Origin of the sequence: Pseudomonas sp. CYM-20-01, from assembly GCF_023169845.1 — a bacterium.
GTDB classification, from domain to species: Bacteria; Pseudomonadota; Gammaproteobacteria; order Pseudomonadales; family Pseudomonadaceae; genus Aquipseudomonas; species Aquipseudomonas azotoformans.
This window is the reverse complement of the sequence record NZ_AP025169.1, coordinates 6,647,537-6,672,354: the sequence shown is the minus strand read 5'-3', so window position 1 is coordinate 6,672,354 and position 24,818 is coordinate 6,647,537. Positions and strand designations below refer to the sequence as shown.

Below are 24,818 nucleotides of genomic sequence, written 5' to 3'. Positions count from 1 at the left end.
CTAGCGCACCGCGCGCAGGGCGGTGGTGAACCGCGGCAGGACGCGGCCCAGCACTTCGGCGATGTAGGTCAGGAACAAGGTGCCCACGGAGCTTTTGTAGTGCTGAGGATCGCGGCTGGCGATGGCCAGCACGCCATGCAGGCCTTGATGACTGAGGGCGACGACGGCGGTGGAGCCGATCTGCTTGCGCTGTTCGGCGCCGAACAGGAAGTCCAGCTCATGCTCGCGCAAGGTGCCGCTGATGGTCTTGCCCTCGGACAGCAGGCCGCCGATTGCGGTTTGTGCGTCGCTGCCGCTGACCCATCGACCCACCGGCATCGGGTTGTCGCTGAACAGGATCAGGCTCACGAATGGCACCTGGAAGTCCTGGCGCAGGCTGTCTTCCACCGCGATCACCGTTTCTTCCAGGCTGGTGGCGTCCATCAGGGTCAGGATCAGGCGGCGGGTTTTCTCGAACAGGCGATCGTTGTCGCGGGCGACGTCCATCAGGTGCGAGAGCTTGTGGCGCATTTCAATGTTGCGCTCGCGCAGGATCTTCATCTGCCGTTCCACCAGCGATACGGTATCCCCACGTTGATGGGGGATGCGCAGTGCCGGCAGCAACTCTTCGTGCTCGACGAAGAAGTCCGGGTTAGCCTCAAGGTACGCCGCAACAGTGGCGGCCTCCAGGCTGTCGCTCGGGGTAGCGGGTGCGGGTACTTGAGGCTTATCGGTCATTGGCTTGGCTCACTCATAGACGGACCTGTCCTTCGTATACGCGCGAGGCCGGCCCGGTCATCATCACCGGGTGGCCAGGGCCTGCCCACTCGATGGACAAGCGTCCGCCGGGCAGGTCGATCAGCAGTGGCGAATCCATCCACCCCTGGCTGATCGCGGCCACGGCAGCGGCGCACGCACCGGTGCCGCAGGCCTGGGTTTCGCCGGCGCCGCGTTCCCACACGCGCAATTGCGCGCGGGTACGGTCGATCACCTGCAGGAAGCCCACATTCACCCGTGCCGGAAAGCGCGGGTGGTGTTCGATTTTCGCGCCCAGCTCATGCACCGGCGCGTTGTTGATGTCGTTGACCCGCAGCACGGCATGGGGGTTGCCCATGGACACTGCAGCGATGTCGACGGTCTTGCCGTCCACGTCCAGCGCATAGCTGACGGCCTGCTCGGTGGCCTGGAACGGAATATCCGCCGGCACCAGGCGTGGCGCGCCCATGTTGACGCTGATCTGGCCATCGCTGCGGATATCCAGCTCGATCACGCCGCTCTTGGTCTCGACGCGGATCTGCCGCTTGGCGGTCAGGCGCTTGTCCAGCACAAAACGCGCGAAGCAGCGCGCACCGTTGCCGCACTGTTCCACTTCGGAACCGTCGGAGTTGAAGATCCGATAACGGAAATCCACTTCCGGGTTGCTCGGTGCCTCGACGATCAGCAACTGGTCGAAACCAATGCCAGTGTGACGATCGCCCCACTGTTTAGCGTGCTTGGGCAGGATATGCGCGTGCTGGCTGACCAGGTCGAGGACCATGAAATCATTGCCCAGCCCGTGCATCTTGGTAAAACGCAGCAGCATGGCTTACTCCGGCAGCAGGCTTTCGCCAGCATACAACTCGGCTACCGTCTCGCGGCGACGCACTTCAAACGCTTGATCACCGTCCACCAGCACCTCGGCGGTACGCCCGCGGGTGTTGTAGTTGGAACTCATGACAAACCCATAGGCACCAGCCGAATGCACGGCCAGCAGATCGCCTTCTTCCAGGGCCAGCTGACGATCCTTGGCCAGGAAGTCGCCGGTCTCGCAGATCGGGCCGACGATGTCGTAGGCGCGGGCTTCGCTGGCGCGAGGCGTCACGGCGGTGACATTCATCCAGGCCTGGTACAGCGCCGGGCGGATCAGGTCGTTCATCGCCGCGTCGACGATGGCGAAGTCTTTGTGCTCGGTGTGCTTGAGGTACTCGACCTGGGTCAGCAGCACGCCCGCGTTGGCGACGATATAGCGGCCCGGCTCGAACATCAGCGTCAGGTCGCGGCCTTCGATGCGCTCGCGCACGGCCTGGATATAGTCGGCAATCAGCGGCGGCTCTTCGTCGCGATAACGCACGCCTACACCACCACCGAGGTCGATGTGGTGCAGGTAGATGCCGCATTCACCGAGACGGTCGATCAGCGCCAGCAGGCGATCGAGGGCATCCAGGAACGGTGGCAGGCTGGTCAGTTGCGAGCCGATATGGCAGTCGACGCCCAGCACTTCCAGGTTCGGCAGTTGGGCGGCGCGGATGTACACGTCTTCGGCGTCGGCAATGGCGATGCCGAACTTGTTCTCTTTGAGACCGGTGGAAATGTACGGGTGGGTGCCGGCGTCGACGTCCGGGTTGACGCGCAGGGAGATCGGCGCGCGAACGCCCATCTCGGCGGCCACGACCTGCAGGCGCTCAAGTTCGTCGGTGGACTCGATGTTGAAGCAATGCACGCCGACTTCCAGGGCGCGGCGCATGTCTTCGCGGGTCTTGCCGACGCCGGAGAACACGATCTTGTCCGCCTTGCCGCCAGCCGCCAGTACACGTTCCAGCTCGCCACGGGAGACGATGTCAAAACCAGCGCCGAGGCGCGCCAGGACATTCAGTACACCCAGGTTGGAGTTGGCCTTGACCGCGTAGCACACCAGGTGCGGCACGCCGTCGAGCGCATCGGTGAACGAGCGGTACTGGGCTTCGATATGCGCACGGGAGTACACATAGGTCGGGGTGCCAAAGCGCTGGGCAATCGCGGACAACGCCACGCCTTCCGCGAACAGCTCGCCGTCCCGGTAGTTAAAAGCGTCCATGGAGTACCCTTATTCGTAGGTGTCGTGCTTATGCGCTTTGGATGGTTTTTGCGACGATTGCGCCTGTTCATTCGGGTCTTTGCTGTCATCAGGCAGGTACAGCGGGCCTTTTTGACCACAGGCACTAACGAGGCAAGCGACCGCGACGAGCGCAGCAAGGGAAGAGATCAGGCGCTTCATGGCGAAATCCTTGAATATGCATTAATTGCGCCCGAGTATACCGACCACCCGCCAGCTTGCCTATGCGCTGGAATACCCGTCCGGCGGGGGTTTGCCGACATGGTTACGAAGTGGACTACGCTGGCCGTGGATATTTCGTACCGCCAATCGCGATGGAATCGGTATCCTTTGCAATCGGCGGGGCTCGCCCGTATCGTGCGGCGCTTGAGCAAAACCAGACACTTTTGAGGTTGCCACAATGAGTTTGACCGAAGCCCGTTTTCACGACCTGGTGGATTCGACCCAGCAGGCGCTGGAAGATATTTTCGATGACAGCGGCCTGGACGTGGACCTGGAAAACTCGGCTGGCGTGCTGACCGTCAAGTTCGAGAGCGGTCAGCAACTGATCTTCAGCCGCCAGGAGCCTTTGCGTCAGCTGTGGCTTGCAGCACGTTCCGGTGGCGTTCACTTCGACTATGACGAAGAAAGCGGCAAATGGCAGTGCGACAAAAGTGAGGAGCTGTTGGGTGAAATGCTCGCGCGCCTGGTCGAGGAATATACCGGCGAAGCGCTGGACTTCGACGAGATTTGATCGTGACCCAGTCTGCAACCGTACGTCCGCCCAAGCCACTGTTCAGTAATGTCAGCCCGGCGGTGCCGTCACCTTGTATCAGTTTGTGTCGCCTGGATGAGCAGAAAGTCTGCCTCGGCTGCTTCCGCCATGTGGAAGACATCCGTGAATGGCGCTCTGCCGACGATGCACGGCGCCGGATCATCTGCGCCGAGGCCGAGCAGCGCCGGGCCCACGCCTGAGGCTGTCTTGTTTATTTGTGACGCTGTGGTAGTGTCCGGATACGCCTCAACTCATCGAGGCCCGTGAGAACCCCGCCTTTCCTGGCGGGGTTTTGCTTTTTTGTGCAGAAAAAAGGAGTCTGCCTGAATCATGACCACCGCACCGTCCATCATCCTCACCCGTCTTGACGTGCAGCGTCTGGAGCAACTGATCGACCGCCTGGGCGACGAATCTCCCGGCGTCGAAGCGTTGCAAGCCGAACTCGACCGCGCCGAAGAAGTGGTTGGCCACGATGAAGTGCCTGCGGGTGTCGTGACCATGAACTCCAGCGTGCATTGCCGTGAGCAAGGCAGCGGCAAGGATTACCACTTGACCCTGGTCTACCCGAAAGACGCCAATGCCGATGAAGGCAAGATTTCGATCCTGGCGCCGGTGGGCAGCGCCTTGCTGGGTCTGCAGGTTGGCCAGCACATCGACTGGCCGGCCCCGGGTGGCAAGACGCTCAAGCTGGAATTGCTCAGTGTTGAAGGCCAGCCTAAAGACGGCGGTGCCTTCCCCCTTTAAATCTGGCCCAGCGCCTCGTTGAGCGACAGTTCCAGCTCGGCCTTGTACCGCAGGTACAGGTTGCTTGGGCTTTGCACATCACCGAGCAGGCCGGACAGGTCGAGGTCGGTGATGTAGCAGCGGTAACGTTCGGGCTCCCGGCGTTGCCCGACGATTTCCTGGGCGACCACCGCAAACAACTGGTCGCCAAATTCCAGCTCGGAAAACTCCCGCTGATTGCAGTACAGGGTGATCCCCACCTGGCCCAGCGCTGCCTTGCCGATAATCGCCTGCACGTCATAGAACGGTTTGTTCGCCGGGTTCAACGGCGCAGGACGAGGCTCGATGCCGCGCGCGCGACCGCTGCCCGACGGCAACAGTTGGTAATACAAGGTTTGCACTGCGCCCAGTGGCTCATGCGGGTCCAGCGGTGACAGCGCGTCGCGGCGATAAATGATCGACTGCAAGAAACGCTGCAACGGCGCCAGCAGGCTCTGTTCGTCATGGAACGGCAAGCGCTGTTGCCACAGCGCGTTGAACTCATCCAGCACATACAGCTCGGCGAAGCCCTCGTTGACCCGGTAAAACACCTGCACACAATCGGCCAGGCCCATCGGCAGCAGCAGCGCCAGGTCATGGTCTTCCAGTGCCATGGCGTCCAGGTGCAGCGGGCTGTAGCTGGCCAGTTCTTCGCTGAGGTAGGCGATCAGCGCCTCCTGGGTCGGCAGTGACACGTGAGTGGCCTGGCCCGGTATCAACTCCATCACGTGATAGTGCTGCTGCACCTGGAGCAGGTAACGATGATTGCCCTGGCCCAGCAGCAGGTTCTGCGCGGTGTCGAAGATTTCTTCCACGCGCTGGGCAATGAACTGCGCACGGTTGTGACAGAAGCAGCGCACCCGCAGCCGTGGCAGATGGTCTTCCGGCAACTGGTTGAGGTAGTCGCGCAGGCAGTCGAGCAGGGCGTGAGGGCCGTCGTAGCGGCTGACCATCACCTCGTTCCAGCTATTGAGCGTGACTTGGTCCAGGGTCAGCACGAGGTTGTCGCGCACCCCGGCATAGCTCAGGGAGTCGGTGCGCTCGGTGGTCATCAGGATGTTCAGGTCGCGGTGGTGCTTGAGCGGGTCGACGCCGACGTTGATCAGTAGCAGCACTTCCTCGGGTACTGCCGAGCGCAGCAGGCGCTCTTCATCGACGCTGGCCAGGGGCAGGGCGATGCTCTGTTGCAGGCTGCCCAGCAGGTTGAACAGCTCGAACTCGGTCATGTCGCTGGTGCCGGGGTGCAGGGCCAGGCGGGTGCTGCTGTCGATCACGCCGTTGCGATGGCACCAGGTGAGCATCTCCAGCAGGTCGCGGCTGCGCTTGATCGGCGCGAAGTGCTCCCACTCCAGGGCTGTCAGGTTGCCGTTGTACAGGCCCCAGTGGTGCTGGCCCGGCTCCTTGCGATTGGGTGATTGCACCAGGGTCAGGGTGTCTTCGGCCAAGTCCGGGGCGATGCCGGGGTTGATGAACTCGACTTTGCCGGCCTTGCGTTCAAAGGCGGCGTACAGGCGCCGGCCCAGCACATTGAGGTCGCGCTTGTTGATCAGGCTGACGGTCTGTTCGGTGCGGGCGAACTGGGTCAGGAAGCGATAGCTGTAATTGAGCTCGTTGACCAGTGCGCGGCGCTCGGAGGCGACCTGGCGTACTTTCCACTGGCTGCGACTGTCCAGCAGTGTCAGTTGGCGCTGGTCCCAGCCCCATTCATGGGCCAGGCGCTCCAGCAGTAGGCGTTGCCAGCTGGTGCTGCGCTGGCCGGCGCTGAGTTTGCGGTTGACCTTCAGGTACAGCGCGCGCCGCACCAGTTCCAGGCGCTCGGGCTCGTTGCGGGCCTTGAGGTATTCCTCGATGCGGCGGTACACCACGATGTACGGGTCCAGCTCATCCAGATCCATCTGGTTGGCGAATACCGCGCGCTTGAAGCGCAGGCTCAGGCAGTGCACGTTCGGGTGTTCGCTGGCATAGACCTCGGTCAGCAGCAGCTTGAGCACCGACTTGTAGGGCGACTCGATACCCTTGAATAGTTGCCACAGCCCGGCGCCGATGAACTCGCCCGGGGGGATGCGCGCCAGATGGCCAAGGTCCAGGGTTTCGTCGGCGCGGATAAAGCGCTTGGAAATCAGCGTGTGGGTGAACTCGGCATAACGAGTCTCTTCATACACCGGCACCAGCCACCAGATCGGCGTACGCCCGGCCAGCCAGATGGCGGTGCGGTAGAACTCGTCCAGCAGCAGGTAATGCTGGGTGGTGCCGCAATCGTCGGAACTCAGTTGGGTGTCGCGCTCACCGAGCACGAAGCGTGTCGGCTCGATCAGGAAGAAGTGTGCCTCGGCGCCCATGGTCAAGGCCCAGGCTTCCAGCAGTTGGCATTTCTTGCGCAGTTCGGCCAGTTCGTTTTCGCCGAGATCGGGGGCGTGACACACCCACACGTCCATGTCGCTCTGGTCGGCCTGGGCCAGGGTGCCAAGGCTACCCATGAGGAACAGGCCGTGGATTGGCCGTGGTGGGTTGCCGTGGCGTGGCTTGTAGGAGAACGAGCGGGTCAGGCGCTGGGCTTCGGTCAACGCCTGGGCGTCGGGCTCGAAATTCGAGAGGCCGGCCGGTGTACTGCCCGACACATAGCCAGGCAGCAGCGGGTGATTGACGTGGAAGAACAGCGGCAACAAGGTCAGCACGCTTTGCTGGCGCGGTGTCAGCCCTTCGACAGCCCGGGCCATGCGGCCTTCGTTGAGGGCCATGAAACGCGCACGCAATTGGGCCAGCACCTTGCGGTCGATGCCTTCGTCCAGGTCGGGGCGGATTTCATGGGTGCGGGTCATGTCGAGGTCGGTGGCTCGCAGGGCCCGACGTGGGCAGCCGTGTAGGAGTTTACAGCCAGTAGCGTAGGAGGTTTAGAGAGAAATGGTTTTTGACGTCAGATTTTTTGCGCGTGCACGGCAACGCCCTCGGAATCCGCACGGGGCGGACTCCATGGGCGGTGTCAGGTATCAGGCGGCTTCTTTGGTGGTGGCGGTGGTCAAGATAGTCAGCAGGGTCTGGGCTTGTTCTGCAGCGTCCCGGCCAAGGCTGGTCAGGTAGCCCCCGTCCGGTTGGTCGATAAGTCCTTTCGCGTGCAGGCGCATGGCAGCGGCGATGGCAGTGGGCGCAGCGGTCTGGTGAACTTTCAGACCTTCCTTGGTGCTGTCCAATGGGAAGAGCACAAGGATTTCCAGTTCGGCAACCAACTCAGGGGTATACGACATAAGGACTCCAGACTTTCTAAGAATTTATTAGAGGCTAGCAGGCCATAAGGTGAACGCACTTTGCCGAACTGTCCAGCGTGTTGCTGCGCCCCTGGATTATTGCTTTTCCGGAGGCAGTTCTGGCAGGGCGCGCAGTGCAGTTTCATACCATTCGGTATTGAAGGCGCGGTCTTCTTCCAGCAGCGCATCGATTTCGACAGCCAGCACGTGGGCCATCAGTTGCAGAATCTCTTCACGTTCGTAACCCACCAGGGTCAGCTTGTTGAACGTGGCTTTGGCCGCCGGTGGGTTTTCGCTTTCGATCTGGTTTTCGATCGCTTCGATCAGGGTGGTTTCGGCGAATTCTTCTTCGTCGTTGTCGATATCGGTAGGCTCGCTCATGGCAGGCTCCTCAAGGAAAGGGCGCCAGTCTACCCCCATTCAGGCGGCTGATGCTGCTGGCAAGGCCGGGCCCTCGGGGCTATAACCCTTGCAGCCAACCCCATTCCCGGCCTGGAGGCACCTGCAATGCTCAAGCTCTACGGATTTTCGGTCAGTAACTACTACAACATGGTCAAGCTGGCGCTGCTGGAGAAAGGGCTGCCTTTCGAAGAGGTGCCTTTTTTCTCCGGGCAGACCCCCGATGTCTTTGCGGTCAGCCCACGTGGCAAGGTGCCGGTCCTCGGCGTCAAGCAGGGGTTTATCAACGAAACCAGCGTGATCCTCGAATACATCGAACAGACCCAGGAAGGGCCTTCGCTGCTGCCCGCCGAGCCGTTCCAGCGAGCCCAGGTGCTGGCGCTGTGCAGGGAGATCGAGTTGTACATCGAGCTGCCGGCCCGCGCGTGTTACGCCGAAGCGTTTATGGGCATGCCGGTGCCGGAGGCGATCAAGGAGAAGTCCAGGTCCGAGTTGCTACTGGGGGGCGGTGCGCTGAGCAGGCACGGCAAGTTCGCGCCGTATGTGGCGGGGGAAAGCTTCACGATTGCGGATTTGTACTTCATGTACAGCGTGAACCTCGCCTGTGCGGTGGGCGAGAAACTGTTTGGCCTGGATTTGTTGGCTGAACTGCCGAAGGCCAAGGCGTTGCTGGAGCGGTTGCATGTCATGCCCAACGCACAGAAGGTGGCGGCGGACAGGGAGGCGGCGATGCCGGCGTTTGTGGCGATGATCGCAGCCAAAAAGTGATCAAGTGTGGGAGGGGGCTTGCCCCCGATAGCAGAGTGTCAGGCAACACATGTGCTGGCTGGCCCACCGCTATCGGGGGCAAGCCCCCTCCCACATTTTTCAGCGGCTAGACAGTAAAGCCTGGCCGCGTACGACGGCTGCCTTGACCTGCGCCGGCGCAGTCCCGCCCACGTGGTTACGGGCATTCACCGAGCCTTCCAGGGTCAGCACGGCAAACACGTCCTGCTCGATCTGGTCGCTGAACTGACGCAGTTCTTCCAGGCTCATTTCCGCCAGGTCCTTGCCGGTGTCCACGCCGTACTTCACAGCGTGGCCGACGATTTCGTGGCAATCGCGGAACGGCAGGCCACGGCGCACCAGATAGTCCGCCAGGTCGGTTGCGGTAGAGAACCCGCGCAGCGCCGCTTCACGCATGATCGCGTGCTTGGGCTTGATCGCCGGGATCATGTCGGCAAACGCGCGCAGCGAGTCTCGCAGGGTGTCGGCGGCGTCGAACAGCGGCTCCTTGTCTTCCTGGTTGTCCTTGTTGTAGGCCAGGGGTTGACCTTTCATCAGGGTCAGCAGGCCCATCAAGGCGCCGAACACGCGGCCGCTCTTGCCACGCACCAGTTCGGGCACGTCGGGGTTTTTCTTTTGCGGCATGATCGAGCTGCCGGTGCAGAAGCGGTCCGGCAGGTCGATGAACTGGAATTGCGCGCTGGTCCACAGCACCAGCTCTTCGGAGAAGCGCGACAGGTGCATCATCGCAATACTGGCGGCGGCACAGAATTCGATGGCGAAGTCACGGTCCGACACGCCGTCCAGCGAGTTGCCGCCAACAGCGTCGAAGCCCAGCAATTGTGCGGTGTACTCGCGGTCGATCGGGTAAGTGGTGCCGGCCAGAGCGGCGCTGCCCAGAGGCATGCGGTTGGCACGCTTGCGGCAGTCCACCAGGCGCTCGTAGTCGCGACTGAGCATTTCGAACCAGGCCAGCAAGTGGTGGCCGAATGTCACGGGTTGCGCGGTCTGCAGGTGAGTGAAACCCGGCATTATGGTGTCCGACTCACGCTCGGCCTGCTCCAGCAATCCTTTCTGCAGGCGGGTGATTTCGGACAGGATCAGGTCGATTTCGTCACGCAGCCACAGGCGGATATCAGTGGCCACCTGGTCGTTACGGCTGCGACCGGTGTGCAGCTTCTTGCCGGTCACGCCGATGCGGTCGGTGAGGCGGGCCTCGATGTTCATGTGCACGTCTTCCAGGTCGACGCGCCAGTCGAACGTGCCGGCTTCGATCTCGCCACGGATGGTGGTCAGGCCGTCGATGATGCTGTCGCGCTCGGCATCGGTCAGCACGCCGACCTTGGCCAGCATCGTCGCGTGGGCGATGGAGCCCATGATGTCGTGGCGGTACAGGCGCTGGTCGAAGGTGACGGAGGCGGTGAAGCGGGCGACGAAGGCGTCGACGGGTTCACTGAAGCGGCCGCCCCAGGACTGGTTGGTCTTGTCGGTGCTCATGGATTCGCTCGTGATCTGCTTAATAAGAGGCATGGAAGTGTGCCGGCGATAATAACAGGGTTGCCCGTGGACGCGGTGCCGCGGGTCGTCGGCATTTTTATTTGTGCAAAGGATGGCTAAGTGCCTTGCCGCCGACCGCGTCCAGGACGAGACTGAGTGAAGGGGCTTATTGAAACGATATTTGACGATTGAGCAATATCGTCTCAGCGAGCGTCTACAGTTGGACTGATAGTGTGTGAATGCACCAAAGTCGGGTAATGCGGTCAGAGCCCAGACTATCCATTGAAAAGGGGGGTATTCGGATTGTGTATCAGCAAACCCTACGACGATGCCCGAAGGCAGCAGGTCTTGGGCGCTATTGAACAGGTCCGGGTAAATATGGGTGCCACTCCCAGGGCACTTTTTGCCGCTCGCGCTAGTCTTAGCGTGGATCGCTGTGACGCAAGTCACCGCACCTGTCTACGCTATCCTTGTGCGAGACTCACGCAGGAATCCAGCGCAATATGAATGTCCTGATCGTTGATGACGAACCCCAAGCCCGCGAGCGACTGAGCCGTCTGGTCAGTGAGCTCGAGGGTTACGCAGTATTAGAACCGAGCGCCACCACGGGCGAAGAGGCGTTGACGCTGATCGACAGCCTCAAGCCGGATGTGGTGTTGCTCGATATCCGTATGCCGGGCCTCGATGGCTTGCAAGTTGCGGCTCGATTGAGCGAACGAGAGTCGCCACCTGCCGTGGTGTTTTGCGCAGCCGGTGAAGAGTTTTCCGCGGAAACGCTGGAAGCCAGCGGTGTCAGCTTCCTCACCAAACCGGTGGTGGGTGACGCCTTGCTCAAGGCCCTCAAAAAGGCTGAGCGCCCAACGCGCGTCCAGCTTGCCGCCCTGACTCAGCCTGCCGCCCAAAGTGGTAACGGGCCACGCAGTCATATCAGCGCCCGTACCCGCAAAGGCATCGAACTTATCCCGCTGGGTGAAGTGGTCTATTTTATTGCCGATCACAAGTACGTGACGCTGCGTCACCAGGGCGGCGAAGTGTTGCTCGATGAACCGCTCAAGGCGCTTGAGGATGAATTCGGCGACCGCTTCGTGCGTATCCACCGCAACGCGCTGGTGGCCCGTGAGCGCATCGAACGGTTGCAGCGCACGCCCCTGGGGCATTTCCAGCTATTCCTCAAAGGCCTTAACGGCGACGCGTTGATCGTCAGCCGACGGCATGTGGCCGGTGTGCGCAAGATGATGCAGCAGCTTTAGCCCACGGGCTGTAGCGAGGCCTGCATTCCATATCCCGGTGCGACGTGGCCAGGGAGGCCCCGCACTTGCTGATTCAAATCAAAGCGTATTTGCCTGAGCTGTTATTATCTGCCGTATCTATTCAGTACGGATTGATCCATGTCCTCTCGCGAAATCCGCATCGCCACCCGTAAAAGCGCCCTGGCCTTGTGGCAGGCCGAATACGTCAAAGCACGCCTGGAGCAGGCCCACCCTGGCCTGAAGGTGTCCCTGGTGCCCATGGTCAGTCGCGGCGACAAGCTGCTCGACTCGCCACTGTCGAAGATCGGCGGCAAGGGCCTGTTCGTCAAGGAACTGGAAACCGCGCTGCTGGAAAACGAAGCCGACATCGCCGTGCATTCGATGAAAGACGTACCCATGGACTTTCCCGAAGGCCTGGGCCTGTTTTGCATCTGTGAGCGTGAAGACCCGCGTGACGCCTTCGTTTCCAACACGTATGCATCGTTGGATGAGTTGCCCCTGGGCAGCATCGTCGGTACGTCGAGCCTGCGCCGCCAGGCACAGCTGCTGACTCGCCGCCCGGACCTGCAGATTCGCTTCCTGCGCGGCAACGTCAACACCCGCCTGGCGAAGCTGGACGCCGGTGAATATGACGCGATCATTCTCGCCGCCGCCGGCTTGATCCGCCTGGGCTTTGAAGACCGTATCACCTCAGCCATTAGCGTCGAGGATAGCCTTCCCGCTGGTGGACAAGGCGCCGTGGGTATCGAATGCCGCACCGCCGACAGCGAAATCCATACCCTGCTCAAACCCCTCGATCACCACGATACCGAAGTGCGCGTCACGGCCGAGCGCGCCCTGAACAAGCACCTTAATGGTGGTTGCCAGGTGCCGATCGCTTGCTACGCCGTGCTCGAAGGTGAAAACCTGTGGTTGCGTGGCCTGGTGGGTGATCCGGAAGGCGGCACCCTGCTGGCCGCCGAGGTCCGTGGCCCGCAACGGGATGCCACGGCCCTCGGTATCCAGGTGGCTGAAGCGCTGCTGGAGAAGGGCGCCGGTGCCATTCTGCAAAAAGTCTACGGCGAGGCCGGCCCGCAGTGACCGAATGGCGTGTGCTGCTGACGCGGCCTGCCGAGGAATCGATGGCCCTGGCGGCCACGTTGTCCGATGCGGGGGTTTTCAGCAGCAGCTTGCCGTTGCTGGATATTGAACCGCTGCCTGTCACTCCTGAACAGCAGGCTGTCTTCCATGACCTGAGCCTCTACTGCGCGGTGATCGTAGTAAGCAAGCCGGCGGCGCGACTTGCGGTCGCGCAGCTGGATCGCCCATGGCCGCAGTTGCCATGGTTCAGTGTCGGCGCCGCCACCGCGCAGGTATTGGCTGATCACGGCCTCAACGTTCACTATCCCCCCACTGGCGACGACAGCGAGGCCTTGCTTCAATTGCCTGCGTTGCGCGAGGCTATCGCACGCCCTGATGCCCAGGTCTTGATCCTGCGAGGCGAGGGGGGGCGTGAGCTGCTGGCGGAGCGTTTGCGTGAGCAAGGTGCTAGTGTCGACTACCTGGAGTTGTATCGCCGTTTCCTGCCGGCCTACGACGCCGGGGTACTGATGCAACGCATCCAGTTGGAACGCTTGAACGGCCTGGTGGTCAGCAGTGGGCAGGGTTTTTTACACCTGCAAGCCCTGGCCGGAGCCGATTGGCCCCAAGTGGCACAGCTACCGTTGTTCGTGCCGAGCCCGCGAGTCCAGGAGATGGCGCGGGCCGCCGGTGCAGAAAAAGTTGTGGATTGTCGTGGTGCGAGTGCCGCGGCTTTGTTAGTGGCGATACGGAGCTATACCGTTCCCACTCTCTGAAACGCAAAGGACGGATACGTGAGCGAAACAGCCTTGCCTAAAGATGAAGCCCAGCCCGCGCTTGATGCGCCGGTTGAGTCACCGGTCACCGCGCCGCGCCGTGGCAATGGCCTGGCAATCATCGCCCTGCTGCTCGGCGCCGCCGGTGTTGCCGCCGGCGGTTGGGGGATTTGGCAGGTCCGCGCCCTGCAGGCCAGCAGCCAACAGCAGTTGGGCCAGGTGCAGACCCTCGATGACCAGTCCCAGTCCCTCAAGCAAAGCCAGCAACAACTGGCGGCGCGCCTGGCGCAGTTGCCGGGTGCGGATGAGCTGGAGGAGCGCCGTCGCCTGGTGGCCCAGTTGCAGGGCGACCAGCAACGCCTGAGCCAGCGCCTGGAAACCGTGCTGGGCGCCAGCCGTAAGGACTGGCGCCTGGCCGAGGCCGAACACTTGATTCGCCTGGCGAGCCTGCGCCTTTCTGCCCTTCAAGATATCAACAGCGCCCAGGCATTGGTGCAGGGTGCCGACGAGATTCTTCGCGAACAAAGCGACCCTGGCTCCTACGCTGCCCGCGAACAATTGGCTAAGAGCCTTGCCGCGCTGCGCAGCACCGACCAGCCGGACCGCACCGGGCTGTACCTGCAACTGGCGGCCTTGCGCGACCAGGTCGTGCAGTTGGCGGCCATCGCCCCTGAATATCAGTTGACCGAGCCGGCTTCCCAAGGACGCCCGACCTCGGACACCGAAAGCCGCTGGAGCCAATGGTGGGAGCAGATTTCCCGCTACTTCCGCATCGACTTCAACCCGGACGACAACATTCGTCCGCTGCTGGCCGGCCAAGGCTTGAACCAGGTGCGCCTGGCCCTGAGCCTGGCCCTGGAGCAAGCACAATGGGCTGCGCTCAATGGTGAGTCGGCGGTCTACAGCCGCTCCTTGGGCGAAGCGCGCAGCGTCTTGCAGGACAACTTCAACCAGGACAACCCGCAGAGCAAGGCGATGCTGGCACGTATCGCCGAGCTTGAGCCCAAGGCGGTGTCGGTAGTGACGCCGGACCTGGCTGCGAGCCTGGCGGCTGTGCAGGCGTACCTTGAGCGGCGTCATCTGTCTGCCGACGAAGCCAAGGCGGCGGCGACGCCGGCGAAGCAGGAGTAGAGCCGATGAAACGTTTCTATGTGATCCTGGTGCTGGCGATTGCCATCGCGCTGGCGCTGGCGGTGGGCATTTCGAAACACACTGGCTACGTGCTGGTCACCTATCCGCACGTGCTGCATTACGAGTCGAGCCTGTGGGCGACCGTGGTGGCGGTGTTTGCCATGGGTTTGACGATCTATCTGATCCGCGTGCTGCTGAGTCTGGTCACCACTTCCGGTGGCGTGGTCAACCCGTGGTCACGGCGCAACCGCAGCCGCCGCGTGCAGATCGCCATCGAACAAGGCCAGATGGACCTCGCCGAAGGCCGCTGGGCCAGCGCCGAGCGTCACCTGCACCGCGCTGCCGAAGCCGAGCGTCAGCCGCTGCTGTACTACCTCGGCGCAGCCCGTGCTGCCAATGAACAGGGGCGCTACGAAGAGTCTGATGGTTTGCTGGAGCGTGCCCTGGAGCGTCAGCCCCAGGCCGAGCTGGCGGTTGCCTTGAGCCATGCCCAGCTGCAACTGGACCGTGGTGATACAGAGGGTGCGCTGACCACCTTGCAAGCGATGCACGAGCGCCATCCCCATAATGCGCAGGTGCTGCGCCAATTGCAGCGCTTGCATCAGCAGCGGGGCGACTGGTCATCGGTGATCCGCCTGTTGCCGGAATTGCGCAAGGATAAAGTCTTGCCCGCCAGTGAACTGGCCGAGCTAGAGCGTCGTGCGTGGGGCGAGAACCTCAGCCTTGCAGCCCAACGCGAAGAACAGGGCGAGGCCGGCTTGCAGTCCCTTGAACGGGCTTGGCAACAACTCACCTCCGCACAGCGTCAGGAGCCGCAATTGGTCCTGGCTTACGCCGAGCAATTGCGCCAACTGGGTGCCGACGCCAAGGCTGAGGAAGCATTGCGTGGCGCGATCAAGCGTGGTTACGACAGCCACCTGATCCGGCTGTACGGTCTGTTGCGTGGCAGCGATCCGGCTCGGCAGCTGAAGTTTGCCGAAGGTTGGCTGAAGGATCATCCTGGCGATGCCAGCCTGCTGCTGACGTTGGGCCGTCTGTGCCTGCAAAACAGTTTGTGGGGCAAGGCGCGGGATTATCTGGAAAGCAGCCTGCAGGTGCAGCGCAACCCTGAGGCCTGCGCCGAGCTGGCGCGCTTGTTGGCCCAACTGGGTGACACCGAGCGCAGTAACCAATTGTTCCAGGAAGGGCTGGGGTTGCTGGATAACCGTTTGCTGGCTTCACCGCTGCCCGTCCCGGCGCGGGTTTGAGGTAGGAAGACAGGCGAGGGTTGGCTCGGATAGTTCTGGCAGCCAATCCCTCAGGACCTCAGAAAGCGGCTATCAGCGCGATTGTGGGCAAAGTCCGACACTCTGTTGTCCAAAGTCTTCCATCTTCTGGCGGGATCTCCTTACTCTCTCGCGGAATCGTCTGCTCCAGCATGTATTGAAAGCGGTCAGGCCTTTCCTCTACCGTAGCGACCTATCTTTCGCGATGCGGATAAAGCATGTCTTTGGCCCCTTCACGCTCCTTGTATGTCCTTGCGTTCCTGGCGGGTGCGCTGACATTGGGCGCCTCGTTTTACCTCGAGTTCGGGGTCTCGTTGCGTCCTTGCTTTCTGTGCCAGATGCAACGGGGTTTCCTGGCCGGTTTCACATTGGTCAATCTGGTCGCCGCCCTCCATCACCCCAAGCGCTTGGTTATCTACCTGTATGGGCTGGCGAGCATGGGCTTCGCACTGCTGGGTGCCATTACCGCCATACGCCAAGTACTGCTGCAAAACGCCGCACCGGGACAGTCGGCTGATTGCTGGCCCAGCCTGCATTACATGATCGAAAACCTGTCGTTTTGGCAGGCTCTGCAATTGACTGTCAAAGGCACCGTCGACTGCGTTGAGATCAACTGGACGCTGTTTGACTTGAGCCTGCCGGAGTGGAGCCTGCTGTTCTTCATTGGGATGTTGATACTGGGCGTCATGCAATTTTCACAGCTGTTTTTGAGCCAACGTTTGCGTCTGGCGAGGCGCTGATATCGGGTCGCAGTTTGTAGGGCGGGATTAAACACTTGTATGAACTTTCTCTCCTGCGTACCTTGAAGCCATAGTCATGCGGGCATAATCTGGCCCGCACGTGTTGTTGAAACCGTTTGTCAGATGCGGCCTTGTCCGGCTGCTGCTTTATCCTTGAAGTGTTGCGCGGGCACCAGGCGGCAGCGCCCCTATTAGGGAAGAGAGATCATCATGCTGGAAAGTTGTCAGAATGCTCAGGAACGCTGGGGTGGGGTGCACAAGCTGATCGACAGCTGGTTGAAGGCACGTCACGAACTGGTTCGGGCCTTTGATGCTCTTGGCGCCAAGCCTGAAGCACTGGCCGAGAACCGTGAACCGTTGCAGGACTTTTGTGGTGTGTTGGTTGACTACGTGTCAGCCGGCCATTTCGGTGTCTACGAGCAACTGACCAAGGAGGCGGAGGCCTTCGACGATCAGCGTGGCCTGGACTTGGCGGAGACCATCTACCCGCGTATCGATGTCATCACCGAGAAGCTGCTGGAGTTCACCGACCTGTGTGATGCCGGTAACTGCGTGGCGGATAAATTCAAAGAATTGGGCGCGTTGCTTCACGAGCGATTCGAACTCGAAGACTGCTTGATCGAAGTGCTGCACAACGCCCACAAGGAAGAGTCTGCTACTCAAGCTTGATCCACGACGGCGGTACAAAAAAACGGTGCGCATGGCGCACCGTTTTTTATTGCCTCAGTGTCGGGTACCGAGCAATTCGATCTCGAACACCAGGGGTGTATAGGGCGGAATCAATTCGCCGGCACCGTCGGCGCCATAGGCCTGGGCTGATGGAATCACCAGGCGCCATTTGGCGCCCACCGGCATCTGTTGCAACGCGCTGCTCCAACCGCTGATCACACTGTCCAGGCGAAACCATTGAGGTTGCGCGCTCTGGTCGAACACTGTCCCATCGGGTAGCCGTCCCACGTACTTCACTTGAACCTGGTCGCTGGCCCTCGGCTTGTCGCCAGTGCCTGGGGTGAGTTCGGTGAGCAGGACGCCATCCGCCAATTCGCGCACACCTTTTGCGGCTTTTTCTTTGCTCAGGAATTGTTGTTCGGCCGCGAGCGCTTTTTCGCTTTGAGGTGCCTGCGCATCAGCTTCGTTTTGTGCTTCGTGCTGGGCCAGAATCTGTTCGATGCGTGCGTTGTCCAGCGCCAGGGGTTTGCCTTGATAGGCTTGCTTGAGGCCGTCGATCAGCGCCTGGATCTGCAGGTCGGGAACCTCCTGGCGCAAGCGTTCACCGAGGCTGGCGCCCAGGCTGTAGGCGAGGTCGTGCTGGTTCTGCCCAGGGTTTTTTACCGGCGATTGTTCGCTCGCATTGGCCACCGAAATTGCCAGGCCGAGCACAAGAAAAAGGTAACGCGACATGGGCATCCTCCCGCCGAAAGTGCAACGGATTATGCCAGTGTGGTGACGTAAAAAGTGCCGCGTATTTTCGTTATATCGATAAGAATTTTCTCACGGTGCAACGCAAGGCAAACGATACTGTCAACATGCCCTAGCGGCGGTAAGAGCAGAGGGCTAGTATGAGCCGCACCCACGTCAGCCAGGAGGTAAACCATGTCGGCCAAACAGAAGCCTGTTAATACCCCGTTGCATTTACTCCAACAACTCTCGGGCAGCTTGCTCGAACATCTGGAAAGCGCCTGTTCCCAAGCGTTGGCCGATGCAGAAAAACTGCTCGCCAAGCTGGAAAAACAACGCGGTAAAGCGCAAGAAAAGCTGCACAAATCCCGCACCAAACTGCAAGACGCCGCTACTGCCGGCAAGGCCAAGGCACAAGCCAAAGCCAAAGACGCTGTCAAAGAACTTGAGGATCTGCTGGACGCCCTCAAGGATCGCCAAGCTGAAACCCGCGCCTACATTTCCCAACTGAAAAAAGATGCTCAGGAAAGCCTGAAACTGGCCCAGGGCGTTGGTCGTGTGAAGGAAGCCGTGGCTAAGGTGTTGGGCGCTCGCACCCCAGCCAAAGCTGTTGCAGCGAGCGCGGCGAAGAAGCCGGCGAGCAAAGCTGTTGCTGCCAAGGCACCCGCTAAAGCCGTAGCAAAACCTGCTGCTGCAAAGCCAGCCGCCAAGCCAGCTGCTAAAACCGCTGCTGCAAAACCAGCCGCCAAGCCAGCTGCTAAAACCGCTGCTGCAAAACCAGCCGCCAAGCCAGCTGCTAAAACCGCTGCTGCAAAGCCAGCCGCCAAGCCAGTTGCTAAAACCGCTGCTGCAAAGCCAGCCGCCAAGCCAGTTGCTAAAACTGCTGCTGCGAAACCAGCCGCCAAGCCGGCTGTTAAAACCGCTGCTGCAAAGCCAGCCGCCAAGCCAGCGGCTAAACCTGCTGCTGCGAAACCAGCCGCCAAGCCAGCTGCTAAAACCGCTGCTGCAAAGCCAGCCGCCAAGCCAGTTGCTAAAACTGTTGCTGCGAAACCAGCCGCCAAGCCAGCGGCTAAACCTGCTGCTGCGAAACCAGCCGCCAAGCCAGCGGCTAAACCTGCTGCTGCGAAACCAGCCGCCAAGCCAGCGGCTAAACCTGTTGCTGCAAAACCAGCCGCCAAGCCAGCGGCTAAACCTGCTGCTGCGAAACCAGCCGCTAAGCCAGCCGCCAAACCGGCTGCTGCCAAGCCAGCAACTCCTGCTGCCGCCCCGGCTGCATCCACCGCTCCAACTGCTCCGGCCAGCAGCACGCCTGCCCCGGTAGCGCCAAGCGCCACTCCAACCAGCGCTTCCTAAGTGCTGGTGGCCACGACGCGCAGCTGATGCAGCGCGTCGTGGTCAAGGTTGGCGGCATCCTCAGCCGCCAGTCCTTCCAGCCACCCTCGCCGGTCCCCCGCATCGCCAGTCGGCCACGTTTGTGCCAATGCTTCCAGGCGTGCCAGCAACTGCCGTTCGGCGTCCAGCTCCAGGGCCTTGACCCGCTCGCGTAACCTCGCCAAGTCCTCATCCTGCTGCGCTATGGCGCGCCATTGCATGCGCACCTCTCGTAACGGTTTGATTACGTGTGTCTGCCAAGGCCCGGCGATCTGTTTCAGCGCCTGCATGCGCTCGGCGGTCGCTGTCACCGCGCGCTGCTCCAGCCACGCACCACACAGCAACAGGCACACGTCCGCACCTTGCTCCTGCAAACGCAGGCAAGCGGCCTCGCACCCTGAGCGGGCGTAAGTCGAAAGGGCAAAGCTCCACAGGTCAGCGCACATATTCACACCCAAGCCAGCGGCCAACGAAGCTGGTAGACTCCGCCGCCATTATGATCCGACTTCAAAGCCTAACATTACAGCGTGGCCCGCAACGTCTTCTCGAAGACGCCGAGCTGACCCTGCACGCCGGTCACAAAGCCGGCCTGATCGGTGCCAACGGCGCCGGCAAATCCACGTTGTTCGCCTTGTTGCTGGGTGAGCTGACCCCGGATTCCGGGGACTGCTTGCTGCCGGCCGACTGGCGCATCGCCCATATGCGCCAGGAGATCGACACCCTGGACCGCATCGCGATCGACTACGTGCTCGACGGCGACCTGCGCCTGCGTCAGGTGCAACACGACCTGGCCGAGGCCGAGAAAGCCCAGGACGGCGCCGCACAGGCGCGCCTGCACTCGGAACTCGACAGCGCCGACGGCTACACGGCTGACGCCCGCGCGCGCAAAATGCTCGCCGGCCTGGGCTTTACCAACGAACAGATGGACCGCCCGGTCGCCGACTTCTCCGGCGGCTGGCGCATGCGCCTGAACCTGGCGCAGGCGTTGATGTGCCCGTCTGACCTGTTGCTGCTCGACGAACCGACCAACCACTTGGACCTCGATGCGATCCTGTGGCTGGAAGACTTCCTCAAGAACTATCAGGGTACGTTGCTGCTGATTTCCCACGACCGGGATTTCCTCGACGCCGTGGTCGACAACATCGCCCACGTCGAACAGAAGAAAATCACCCTCTACCGTGGCGGCTATACCGCGTTCGAACGCGCCCGCGCCGAACGCCTGGCCCAGCAGCAACAGGCCTACGAGAAGCAGCAGGCGCAACGTGCGCACATGGAAAGCTACATCGCCCGCTTCAAGGCCCAGGCCACCAAGGCTCGCCAGGCCCAGAGCCGGATCAAGGCCCTTGAGCGCATGGAAGAGCTGTCGGCGGCCCACGTCGACTCACCGTTCGACTTCGTGTTCCGTGAGTCGGTGAAGATCTCCAGCCCGTTGCTGGATCTTTCCGATGCGCGCCTGGGCTATGGCGACAAGACCATCCTGGAAAAAGTGAAGCTGCAGCTAACGCCGGGTGCACGTATCGGTTTGCTCGGCCCCAACGGCGCGGGCAAATCGACGCTGATCAAGAACCTGTCGGGAGAGCTGTCGCCCCTGGCCGGGCGCCTGACCCGTGGCGAGAACACGGTGGTGGGTTACTTCGCCCAGCATCAGCTGGACTCGCTGGACTCCAAGGCCAGCCCGTTGCTGCACCTGCAGCGCCTGGCACCGACCGAGCGCGAACAGACCCTGCGCGATTTCCTCGGTGGTTTCGACTTCCGTGGCGCGCGTATCGACGAGCCGGTGCTGAACTTCTCCGGCGGCGAAAAAGCCCGCCTGGCCCTGGCGCTGATCGCCTGGGACCGCCCGAACCTGCTGCTGCTCGACGAACCGACCAACCACCTCGACCTGGAAATGCGTCTGGCGTTGACCATGGCCTTGCAAGAGTTCAGCGGTGCGGTACTGGTGGTGTCTCACGATCGCCACCTGCTCAAGAGCACCACCGACAACTTCCTGCTGGTGGCGGATGGCAAAGTCGAAGAGTTCGACGGCGACCTGGATGACTACGCGCGCTGGCTGACGGATTACCGCCTGCGCAACGCGCCGGTCAGCAACACCCCGGTCAACCCGGACAAGACCGACAAGAAAGCCCAGCGCCAGGCCGCCGCCGCACTGCGTCAGCAGTTGGCGCCGCACAAGCGTGAAGCCGACAAGCTGGAAGCCGAGTTGGGCAAGGTGCACGAGCGCCTGGCCAAGATCGAAACCAGCCTGGGCGACAGCGCCGTCTACGAGGCGGCCCGCAAGGATGAATTGCGCGACCTGCTGGCTGAGCAGGCCAAGCTCAAGGTACGCGAAGGGCAATTGGAGGAAACCTGGATGGAAGCCCTCGAACTGCTGGAAACCCTGCAAGCGCAGCTGGAGGCGCTGTCCTGATGGAAGCGTTGCAACTGCCGATCCCGACGCAGTGGGTCGAACCCGTATGGGTCGGCGTGCAAATCCTGCTGATCCTGCTGGCCGGCTACCTCGCCCAGCGTTTTGTCGCCAAGGGTCTGACTCGCCTGGGCGAGCGCTACCCGTTCCCGCCGCAACTGCTGATGCCACTGCGCGGTGGCCTGCGCTGGCTGATCATGGGCAGTGCGCTGATCTTTGTGCTGGGGCGCCTGGGCGTGTCCGCCACGGTGTTGTGGACGGCGCTCTCCGGGTTTGTCGCGGTGGCCGCCGTGGCGTTCTTCGCCATGTGGTCGGTGTTGTCCAACCTGCTGTGCGCCATTCTGATCTTCACCGTCGGGCCGTTCCGCCTGGGTGATATCGTCGAGCTGGTGGACACCGTCGACAAACCGGGCGTGAAGGGCCGGGTCGTGGCGATCAACCTGCTCTACACCACGTTGGTCGAAGTGGCCGAGGCCGGTACCGACAGCGCGATGGTGCAGGTGCCTAACAGCCTGTTCTTCCAGCGCTCGGTGCGCCGTTGGCCGGGTACCCATGTCTTTCCGGGCGACCGCTAGCATTCACATCCTGTAAAAATCTATAGCCATCCTTTGGTCGGCGGAGTTAGCTTAAGGCACAACAGCAAACTCCCTCCTGAGGTGTGTAATGGCACTCGATACGTGGCTGGCCTTTTTCCTGGCCAGTTGGATCATCTCCCTTTCCCCTGGCGCTGGCGCCATCGCCTCGATGTCCAGCGGCCTGCAATACGGTTTCCTGCGCGGTTACTGGAATGCCATCGGCCTGCAACTGGGCCTGGCAATGCAGATTGCCGTGGTCGCGTGCGGCCTGGGTGCCATTCTGGCGACGTCGTCCACGGCGTTCTATGCGATCAAATGGTTTGGCGTGGCGTACCTGGTGTACCTGGCCATCAAGCAATGGCGTGCCTTGCCCATGGACATGGCCGATGACGCGAGCGTGCGCCCGATCGGCAAGCCGATGGCGATGATGTTCCGTGGCTTCCTGGTCAACGCCAGCAACCCCAAGGCCCTGGTGTTCATGCTGGCGGTGCTGCCGCAGTTCGTGAACCCGCAGGCGCCGCTGCTGATCCAGTACCTGATCCTGGGTGCGACGATGATCTGTGTCGATATGGTGGTGATGGCGGGGTATACGGGGCTGGCGTCGAAGGTGTTGCGTCTGTTGCGTACGCCTAAGCAGCAGAAGCGGATGAATCGTACGTTTGCGGGGTTGTTCGTTGGGGCTGCGGGCTTCCTGGCCAGCTTGCATCGTGCCACGGCATAACTGACACAACCGGATTAAAAAATGGGGGAGGGGGCTTGCCCCCGATGGCGGTGTGTCAGTCAGCTAACTTGTAGTTGACCCACCGCTATCGGGGGCAAGCCCCCTCCCACAATAGTTTTGCGGTGTTTGTGAATAGGGCGTCAGCGCAAAATTTTCGGCGCTTCATCCCTTGGCAGGTTATTGCGCAACGCAGGCTTGCCCGGGTCTTGATACCCACCACCCAGTTGCTCTGCCAACTGCCGCGCTACATCTTCACCCAGCGCTTTCGACACTTCCTTCACCACCCGCGGCCGGTTCAGGCTGACGCGTACATCGCGGTTGTTCACCAACTTGGTGTCCTGACCTTCACCCATGGCGGTGAACGCCGAGGTGATCTCGTAGGTGCGTGTATTGATCAGGCTGAAATCCGCCACCAGCGTCAGGCCCAGCACCGCCGAGTAGCTGTTGGTGTGGTCCAGGGCGTTGATGTCCTGGGTGAAGTCGATATCCGACAGCGTGCCAAACAGCACATAGTCCGCACCCTTGAAGTGGCCGGCCTTGATGCGCTTGATCACGTCGTAGACGTCACCCTTGGCATCGGCGGTGTAGGGCGTGCCCTGTACCAGCTGGAACTGGTGGGACTTGAGGATCTCGCCCTTGATATCCCCGCTGAATTTACGCAGCTCGGTCTGTTCGATGTAGCTGGTGCGGCTTTCGTACTCGCTGTAGTTCGACGCACCGCTGGCGTGGTAGGCGCTGGCCTGGAAGTTGTTGCTCGCCGACACCTGGTGAATGTATTCCTCGACCCGCGCCTCGTAGGCCAGGTCAGTCACCGCGATCTTCGGGGCGGCCGAGGCGCCGAAGGCGCACAGCAGGCCGATCATGCCGATCCATGCACGCATTGCTTAGCGCTCCGTGGTCTTGCGGATTTCTTTTTCGTCCATCCATTCGGCCAGGCCGCTCTCGACGTCGATCAGTTGCAGGCTGAATTTGTAGAACACGTCCTTGTAGTCCGAGCTGCGCTTGACGATGGAGCTGATGGAGCCTTCCAGGCGGTACTTGGCGGCGACCATGTTGCCGGTCTTGCTGACGGTGGACTTCTTGTACAGGCCGCTCTGGTTCTGCAGCTTGAGCTGGTCGACCTGGCTCTGCATGTCGGTGTTGTCGCTGGCGAAGCGTGCGGTGCCGGTCTTCATCAGCTGGGTCTTGATCGACGTGGTGATCTCGCGGGTATCGATGTACTCGCTGGTCTTGTTCTTCACGTCATACACCTGCACCACCGGGCGGCCTTGCAGGATGCCGGACTGGGCCAGGGAGCGGGTCATGCTTTCGGCGATCATCTGCAGGTCGGTGGAGCCGAACTCGTTGGTCACCAGTTCCACGGCCTTGGTATCGCCGTAGCTGATGTTCTTACCGCCCAGTACCGGCGAAGTGTTGGAGCAACCGCTGGCCAGGATGGCGACGACGGCAAGGATCGAGAAGCGTGCAAACATGGGGAAATCTCTCAGCAGCAAAGAAGGACGGCTCAAGGGGTTTTCACTTCAAGACGGAAGTCCGCCGCCTGCGGCAAATTGGCAATCGCCGGCAGGAAGGTCGCCTGGTTGGCGTACAGGTTCAGCACTTTCCAGGTTTCTTCATCGCCCACCGGGAAGCCATCGGCACCCAGCCAGGCAAAGCGGTAGTACATCATCTGGTTGCTGCTGGTGATGTTGCTCAACTGCACCTTGGCGGTCAGGAAGCCGTTCTCGCGGGCCACACGGATGGCGCCGACGGCGATGCCCTTGAACTTGCCCATCACCACGATTTTGCTCGCGGCGCTGCCGGGTTCCGGCGGTGGCGGGGTGGCGCAGCCGGCCAGCAGGACCAGCGCCAGGGCGCCGAGGATGAAATGACGCATAGC

Annotated in this window: 28 protein-coding genes; 15 read left to right on the top strand and 13 right to left on the bottom strand. The window is 61.6% G+C overall.

Annotated elements, in window-relative coordinates:
* The 4 genes from M2497_RS30570 to M2497_RS30555 are packed head-to-tail and all read right to left on the bottom strand — an operon-like array spanning nucleotide 1 to nucleotide 2,992.
* Nucleotides 1–717, bottom strand: a complete 717-nt coding sequence (locus M2497_RS30570; RefSeq protein WP_071494593.1) for a DUF484 family protein — start codon at nucleotides 715–717, stop codon at nucleotides 1–3.
* Nucleotides 718–730: 13 nt separating this feature from the next.
* Nucleotides 731–1,561: a diaminopimelate epimerase gene (dapF, locus tag M2497_RS30565; RefSeq protein ID WP_248485312.1), complete on the bottom strand. Its 831-nt coding sequence runs from the start codon at nucleotides 1,559–1,561 to the stop codon at nucleotides 731–733.
* Between the two features lie 3 nt (nucleotides 1,562–1,564).
* Nucleotides 1,565–2,812, bottom strand: a complete 1,248-nt coding sequence (gene lysA, locus M2497_RS30560; RefSeq protein ID WP_071494591.1) for a diaminopimelate decarboxylase — start codon at nucleotides 2,810–2,812, stop codon at nucleotides 1,565–1,567.
* Nucleotides 2,813–2,821: 9 nt separating this feature from the next.
* Nucleotides 2,822–2,992 carry a lipoprotein gene (locus M2497_RS30555; protein WP_010207449.1) on the bottom strand — a complete coding sequence of 57 codons (171 nt, stop codon included), beginning with the start codon at nucleotides 2,990–2,992 and terminating at the stop codon, nucleotides 2,822–2,824.
* Between the two features lie 238 nt (nucleotides 2,993–3,230).
* Between M2497_RS30555 and cyaY the strand changes: the two genes are divergently transcribed.
* The 3 genes from cyaY to rnk all read left to right on the top strand — a co-directional run bounded on the left by cyaY (nucleotide 3,231) and on the right by rnk (nucleotide 4,328).
* Nucleotides 3,231–3,563: an iron donor protein CyaY gene (gene cyaY / locus M2497_RS30550; RefSeq protein ID WP_248485311.1), complete on the top strand. Its 333-nt coding sequence runs from the start codon at nucleotides 3,231–3,233 to the stop codon at nucleotides 3,561–3,563.
* A 2-nt stretch (nucleotides 3,564–3,565) separates the two neighbouring features.
* A complete protein-coding gene (locus M2497_RS30545) occupies nucleotides 3,566–3,784 on the top strand; it encodes a DUF1289 domain-containing protein (protein WP_248485309.1) in 219 nt (72 codons plus the stop codon).
* A gap of 130 nt (nucleotides 3,785–3,914) precedes the next feature.
* The gene (rnk, locus tag M2497_RS30540) at nucleotides 3,915–4,328 is read left to right on the top strand and encodes a nucleoside diphosphate kinase regulator (RefSeq protein WP_058424215.1); all 414 of its coding nucleotides are present in this window, start codon (nucleotides 3,915–3,917) and stop codon (nucleotides 4,326–4,328) included.
* Here the strand turns inward: rnk and M2497_RS30535 are convergent.
* The 3 genes from M2497_RS30535 to M2497_RS30525 form a co-directional block, all read right to left on the bottom strand.
* On the bottom strand, nucleotides 4,325–7,165 hold the full coding sequence (locus M2497_RS30535) for a class I adenylate cyclase (protein WP_248485307.1): 2,841 nt from the start codon (nucleotides 7,163–7,165) through the stop codon (nucleotides 4,325–4,327). The two genes, rnk and M2497_RS30535, sit on opposite strands and share 4 nt — an antisense overlap.
* Before the next feature lie 168 nt (nucleotides 7,166–7,333).
* Nucleotides 7,334–7,588, bottom strand: coding sequence for a TIGR02647 family protein (locus tag M2497_RS30530; protein ID WP_248485305.1), 255 nt, complete (start codon nucleotides 7,586–7,588; stop codon nucleotides 7,334–7,336).
* A 96-nt stretch (nucleotides 7,589–7,684) separates the two neighbouring features.
* Nucleotides 7,685–7,969, bottom strand: a complete 285-nt coding sequence (locus M2497_RS30525) for a hypothetical protein (RefSeq protein ID WP_010207441.1) — start codon at nucleotides 7,967–7,969, stop codon at nucleotides 7,685–7,687.
* A gap of 126 nt (nucleotides 7,970–8,095) precedes the next feature.
* Here M2497_RS30525 and M2497_RS30520 point away from each other — a divergent pair, with 126 nt between their 5' ends.
* Complete coding sequence (locus M2497_RS30520; protein ID WP_248485303.1) at nucleotides 8,096–8,755, top strand: glutathione S-transferase; 660 nt, start codon at nucleotides 8,096–8,098, stop codon at nucleotides 8,753–8,755.
* Between the two features lie 99 nt (nucleotides 8,756–8,854).
* Here the strand turns inward: M2497_RS30520 and argH are convergent, their stop codons facing one another.
* Entirely contained in the window at nucleotides 8,855–10,249 is a 1,395-nt protein-coding gene (gene argH / locus M2497_RS30515; RefSeq protein ID WP_248485301.1) for an argininosuccinate lyase, read from the bottom strand.
* A gap of 503 nt (nucleotides 10,250–10,752) precedes the next feature.
* Between argH and M2497_RS30510 the strand changes: the two genes are divergently transcribed.
* The 7 genes from M2497_RS30510 to M2497_RS30480 all read left to right on the top strand — a co-directional run bounded on the left by M2497_RS30510 (nucleotide 10,753) and on the right by M2497_RS30480 (nucleotide 17,139).
* Nucleotides 10,753–11,499, top strand: coding sequence for a LytTR family DNA-binding domain-containing protein (locus M2497_RS30510; RefSeq protein WP_179028619.1), 747 nt, complete (start codon nucleotides 10,753–10,755; stop codon nucleotides 11,497–11,499).
* A gap of 138 nt (nucleotides 11,500–11,637) precedes the next feature.
* The gene (gene hemC, locus M2497_RS30505) at nucleotides 11,638–12,579 is read left to right on the top strand and encodes a hydroxymethylbilane synthase (RefSeq protein WP_248485299.1); all 942 of its coding nucleotides are present in this window, start codon (nucleotides 11,638–11,640) and stop codon (nucleotides 12,577–12,579) included.
* Nucleotides 12,576–13,334 carry a uroporphyrinogen-III synthase gene (locus tag M2497_RS30500; RefSeq protein ID WP_248485298.1) on the top strand — a complete coding sequence of 253 codons (759 nt, stop codon included), beginning with the start codon at nucleotides 12,576–12,578 and terminating at the stop codon, nucleotides 13,332–13,334. The genes hemC and M2497_RS30500 overlap by 4 nt, the downstream gene beginning before the upstream one ends.
* Nucleotides 13,335–13,352: 18 nt before the next feature.
* Nucleotides 13,353–14,465: a uroporphyrinogen-III C-methyltransferase gene (locus tag M2497_RS30495; protein WP_248485296.1), complete on the top strand. Its 1,113-nt coding sequence runs from the start codon at nucleotides 13,353–13,355 to the stop codon at nucleotides 14,463–14,465.
* Nucleotides 14,466–14,470: 5 nt separating this feature from the next.
* A complete protein-coding gene (locus M2497_RS30490) occupies nucleotides 14,471–15,712 on the top strand; it encodes a heme biosynthesis protein HemY (protein WP_248485294.1) in 1,242 nt (413 codons plus the stop codon).
* Nucleotides 15,713–15,948: 236 nt separating this feature from the next.
* Nucleotides 15,949–16,470: a disulfide bond formation protein B gene (locus tag M2497_RS30485; protein WP_248485292.1), complete on the top strand. Its 522-nt coding sequence runs from the start codon at nucleotides 15,949–15,951 to the stop codon at nucleotides 16,468–16,470.
* A gap of 210 nt (nucleotides 16,471–16,680) precedes the next feature.
* Nucleotides 16,681–17,139: an Rsd/AlgQ family anti-sigma factor gene (locus M2497_RS30480; RefSeq protein ID WP_058424204.1), complete on the top strand. Its 459-nt coding sequence runs from the start codon at nucleotides 16,681–16,683 to the stop codon at nucleotides 17,137–17,139.
* Between the two features lie 54 nt (nucleotides 17,140–17,193).
* On the opposite strand, the gene M2497_RS30475 is transcribed toward M2497_RS30480, so the two are convergent.
* Nucleotides 17,194–17,871, bottom strand: a complete 678-nt coding sequence (locus M2497_RS30475) for an FKBP-type peptidyl-prolyl cis-trans isomerase (protein WP_248485291.1) — start codon at nucleotides 17,869–17,871, stop codon at nucleotides 17,194–17,196.
* Between the two features lie 192 nt (nucleotides 17,872–18,063).
* Between M2497_RS30475 and M2497_RS30470 the strand changes: the two genes are divergently transcribed.
* Nucleotides 18,064–19,221: an AlgP family protein gene (locus M2497_RS30470; RefSeq protein WP_248485289.1), complete on the top strand. Its 1,158-nt coding sequence runs from the start codon at nucleotides 18,064–18,066 to the stop codon at nucleotides 19,219–19,221.
* Here the strand turns inward: M2497_RS30470 and M2497_RS30465 are convergent.
* Complete coding sequence (locus M2497_RS30465) at nucleotides 19,218–19,685, bottom strand: TIGR02444 family protein (protein ID WP_248488277.1); 468 nt, start codon at nucleotides 19,683–19,685, stop codon at nucleotides 19,218–19,220. The genes M2497_RS30470 and M2497_RS30465 overlap by 4 nt on opposite strands.
* Nucleotides 19,686–19,735: 50 nt before the next feature.
* On the opposite strand from M2497_RS30465, the gene M2497_RS30460 reads away from it, so the two are divergent.
* The 3 genes from M2497_RS30460 to M2497_RS30450 all read left to right on the top strand — a co-directional run bounded on the left by M2497_RS30460 (nucleotide 19,736) and on the right by M2497_RS30450 (nucleotide 22,939).
* A complete protein-coding gene (locus M2497_RS30460; RefSeq protein WP_248485287.1) occupies nucleotides 19,736–21,646 on the top strand; it encodes an ATP-binding cassette domain-containing protein in 1,911 nt (636 codons plus the stop codon).
* The gene (locus M2497_RS30455) at nucleotides 21,646–22,218 is read left to right on the top strand and encodes a mechanosensitive ion channel family protein (protein WP_028618427.1); all 573 of its coding nucleotides are present in this window, start codon (nucleotides 21,646–21,648) and stop codon (nucleotides 22,216–22,218) included. Before M2497_RS30460 ends, M2497_RS30455 begins: the two co-directional genes overlap by 1 nt.
* A gap of 88 nt (nucleotides 22,219–22,306) precedes the next feature.
* On the top strand, nucleotides 22,307–22,939 hold the full coding sequence (locus tag M2497_RS30450; protein WP_248485286.1) for a LysE family transporter: 633 nt from the start codon (nucleotides 22,307–22,309) through the stop codon (nucleotides 22,937–22,939).
* Between the two features lie 140 nt (nucleotides 22,940–23,079).
* On the opposite strand, the gene M2497_RS30445 is transcribed toward M2497_RS30450, so the two are convergent.
* From M2497_RS30445 to M2497_RS30435, 3 genes are read right to left on the bottom strand one after another with little or no spacing between them, the layout of a single operon-like run.
* Complete coding sequence (locus M2497_RS30445; protein ID WP_248485284.1) at nucleotides 23,080–23,820, bottom strand: penicillin-binding protein activator LpoB; 741 nt, start codon at nucleotides 23,818–23,820, stop codon at nucleotides 23,080–23,082.
* Nucleotides 23,821–23,823: 3 nt separating this feature from the next.
* Nucleotides 23,824–24,411, bottom strand: coding sequence for a penicillin-binding protein activator LpoB (gene lpoB, locus M2497_RS30440; RefSeq protein WP_071494578.1), 588 nt, complete (start codon nucleotides 24,409–24,411; stop codon nucleotides 23,824–23,826).
* A 32-nt stretch (nucleotides 24,412–24,443) separates the two neighbouring features.
* On the bottom strand, nucleotides 24,444–24,815 hold the full coding sequence (locus M2497_RS30435) for a YcfL family protein (RefSeq protein WP_008439304.1): 372 nt from the start codon (nucleotides 24,813–24,815) through the stop codon (nucleotides 24,444–24,446).
* Between the last annotated feature and the right edge of the window lie 3 nt (nucleotides 24,816–24,818).

Coding starts and splice junctions, on each gene's coding strand:
- M2497_RS30570 (WP_071494593.1), bottom strand. CDS start 717: ATGACCGATAAGCCTCAAGTACCCGCACCCGCTACCCCGAGCGACAGC.
- dapF (WP_248485312.1), bottom strand. CDS start 1,561: ATGCTGCTGCGTTTTACCAAGATGCACGGGCTGGGCAATGATTTCATG.
- lysA (WP_071494591.1), bottom strand. CDS start 2,812: ATGGACGCTTTTAACTACCGGGACGGCGAGCTGTTCGCGGAAGGCGTG.
- M2497_RS30555 (WP_010207449.1), bottom strand. CDS start 2,992: ATGAAGCGCCTGATCTCTTCCCTTGCTGCGCTCGTCGCGGTCGCTTGC.
- cyaY (WP_248485311.1), top strand. CDS start 3,231: ATGAGTTTGACCGAAGCCCGTTTTCACGACCTGGTGGATTCGACCCAG.
- rnk (WP_058424215.1), top strand. CDS start 3,915: ATGACCACCGCACCGTCCATCATCCTCACCCGTCTTGACGTGCAGCGT.
- M2497_RS30535 (WP_248485307.1), bottom strand. CDS start 7,165: ATGACCCGCACCCATGAAATCCGCCCCGACCTGGACGAAGGCATCGAC.
- M2497_RS30530 (WP_248485305.1), bottom strand. CDS start 7,588: ATGTCGTATACCCCTGAGTTGGTTGCCGAACTGGAAATCCTTGTGCTC.
- M2497_RS30525 (WP_010207441.1), bottom strand. CDS start 7,969: ATGAGCGAGCCTACCGATATCGACAACGACGAAGAAGAATTCGCCGAA.
- M2497_RS30520 (WP_248485303.1), top strand. CDS start 8,096: ATGCTCAAGCTCTACGGATTTTCGGTCAGTAACTACTACAACATGGTC.
- argH (WP_248485301.1), bottom strand. CDS start 10,249: ATGAGCACCGACAAGACCAACCAGTCCTGGGGCGGCCGCTTCAGTGAA.
- M2497_RS30510 (WP_179028619.1), top strand. CDS start 10,753: ATGAATGTCCTGATCGTTGATGACGAACCCCAAGCCCGCGAGCGACTG.
- hemC (WP_248485299.1), top strand. CDS start 11,638: ATGTCCTCTCGCGAAATCCGCATCGCCACCCGTAAAAGCGCCCTGGCC.
- M2497_RS30490 (WP_248485294.1), top strand. CDS start 14,471: ATGAAACGTTTCTATGTGATCCTGGTGCTGGCGATTGCCATCGCGCTG.
- M2497_RS30485 (WP_248485292.1), top strand. CDS start 15,949: ATGTCTTTGGCCCCTTCACGCTCCTTGTATGTCCTTGCGTTCCTGGCG.
- M2497_RS30480 (WP_058424204.1), top strand. CDS start 16,681: ATGCTGGAAAGTTGTCAGAATGCTCAGGAACGCTGGGGTGGGGTGCAC.
- M2497_RS30475 (WP_248485291.1), bottom strand. CDS start 17,871: ATGTCGCGTTACCTTTTTCTTGTGCTCGGCCTGGCAATTTCGGTGGCC.
- M2497_RS30470 (WP_248485289.1), top strand. CDS start 18,064: ATGTCGGCCAAACAGAAGCCTGTTAATACCCCGTTGCATTTACTCCAA.
- M2497_RS30465 (WP_248488277.1), bottom strand. CDS start 19,685: ATGTGCGCTGACCTGTGGAGCTTTGCCCTTTCGACTTACGCCCGCTCA.
- M2497_RS30460 (WP_248485287.1), top strand. CDS start 19,736: ATGATCCGACTTCAAAGCCTAACATTACAGCGTGGCCCGCAACGTCTT.
- M2497_RS30455 (WP_028618427.1), top strand. CDS start 21,646: ATGGAAGCGTTGCAACTGCCGATCCCGACGCAGTGGGTCGAACCCGTA.
- M2497_RS30450 (WP_248485286.1), top strand. CDS start 22,307: ATGGCACTCGATACGTGGCTGGCCTTTTTCCTGGCCAGTTGGATCATC.
- M2497_RS30445 (WP_248485284.1), bottom strand. CDS start 23,820: ATGCGTGCATGGATCGGCATGATCGGCCTGCTGTGCGCCTTCGGCGCC.
- lpoB (WP_071494578.1), bottom strand. CDS start 24,411: ATGTTTGCACGCTTCTCGATCCTTGCCGTCGTCGCCATCCTGGCCAGC.
- M2497_RS30435 (WP_008439304.1), bottom strand. CDS start 24,815: ATGCGTCATTTCATCCTCGGCGCCCTGGCGCTGGTCCTGCTGGCCGGC.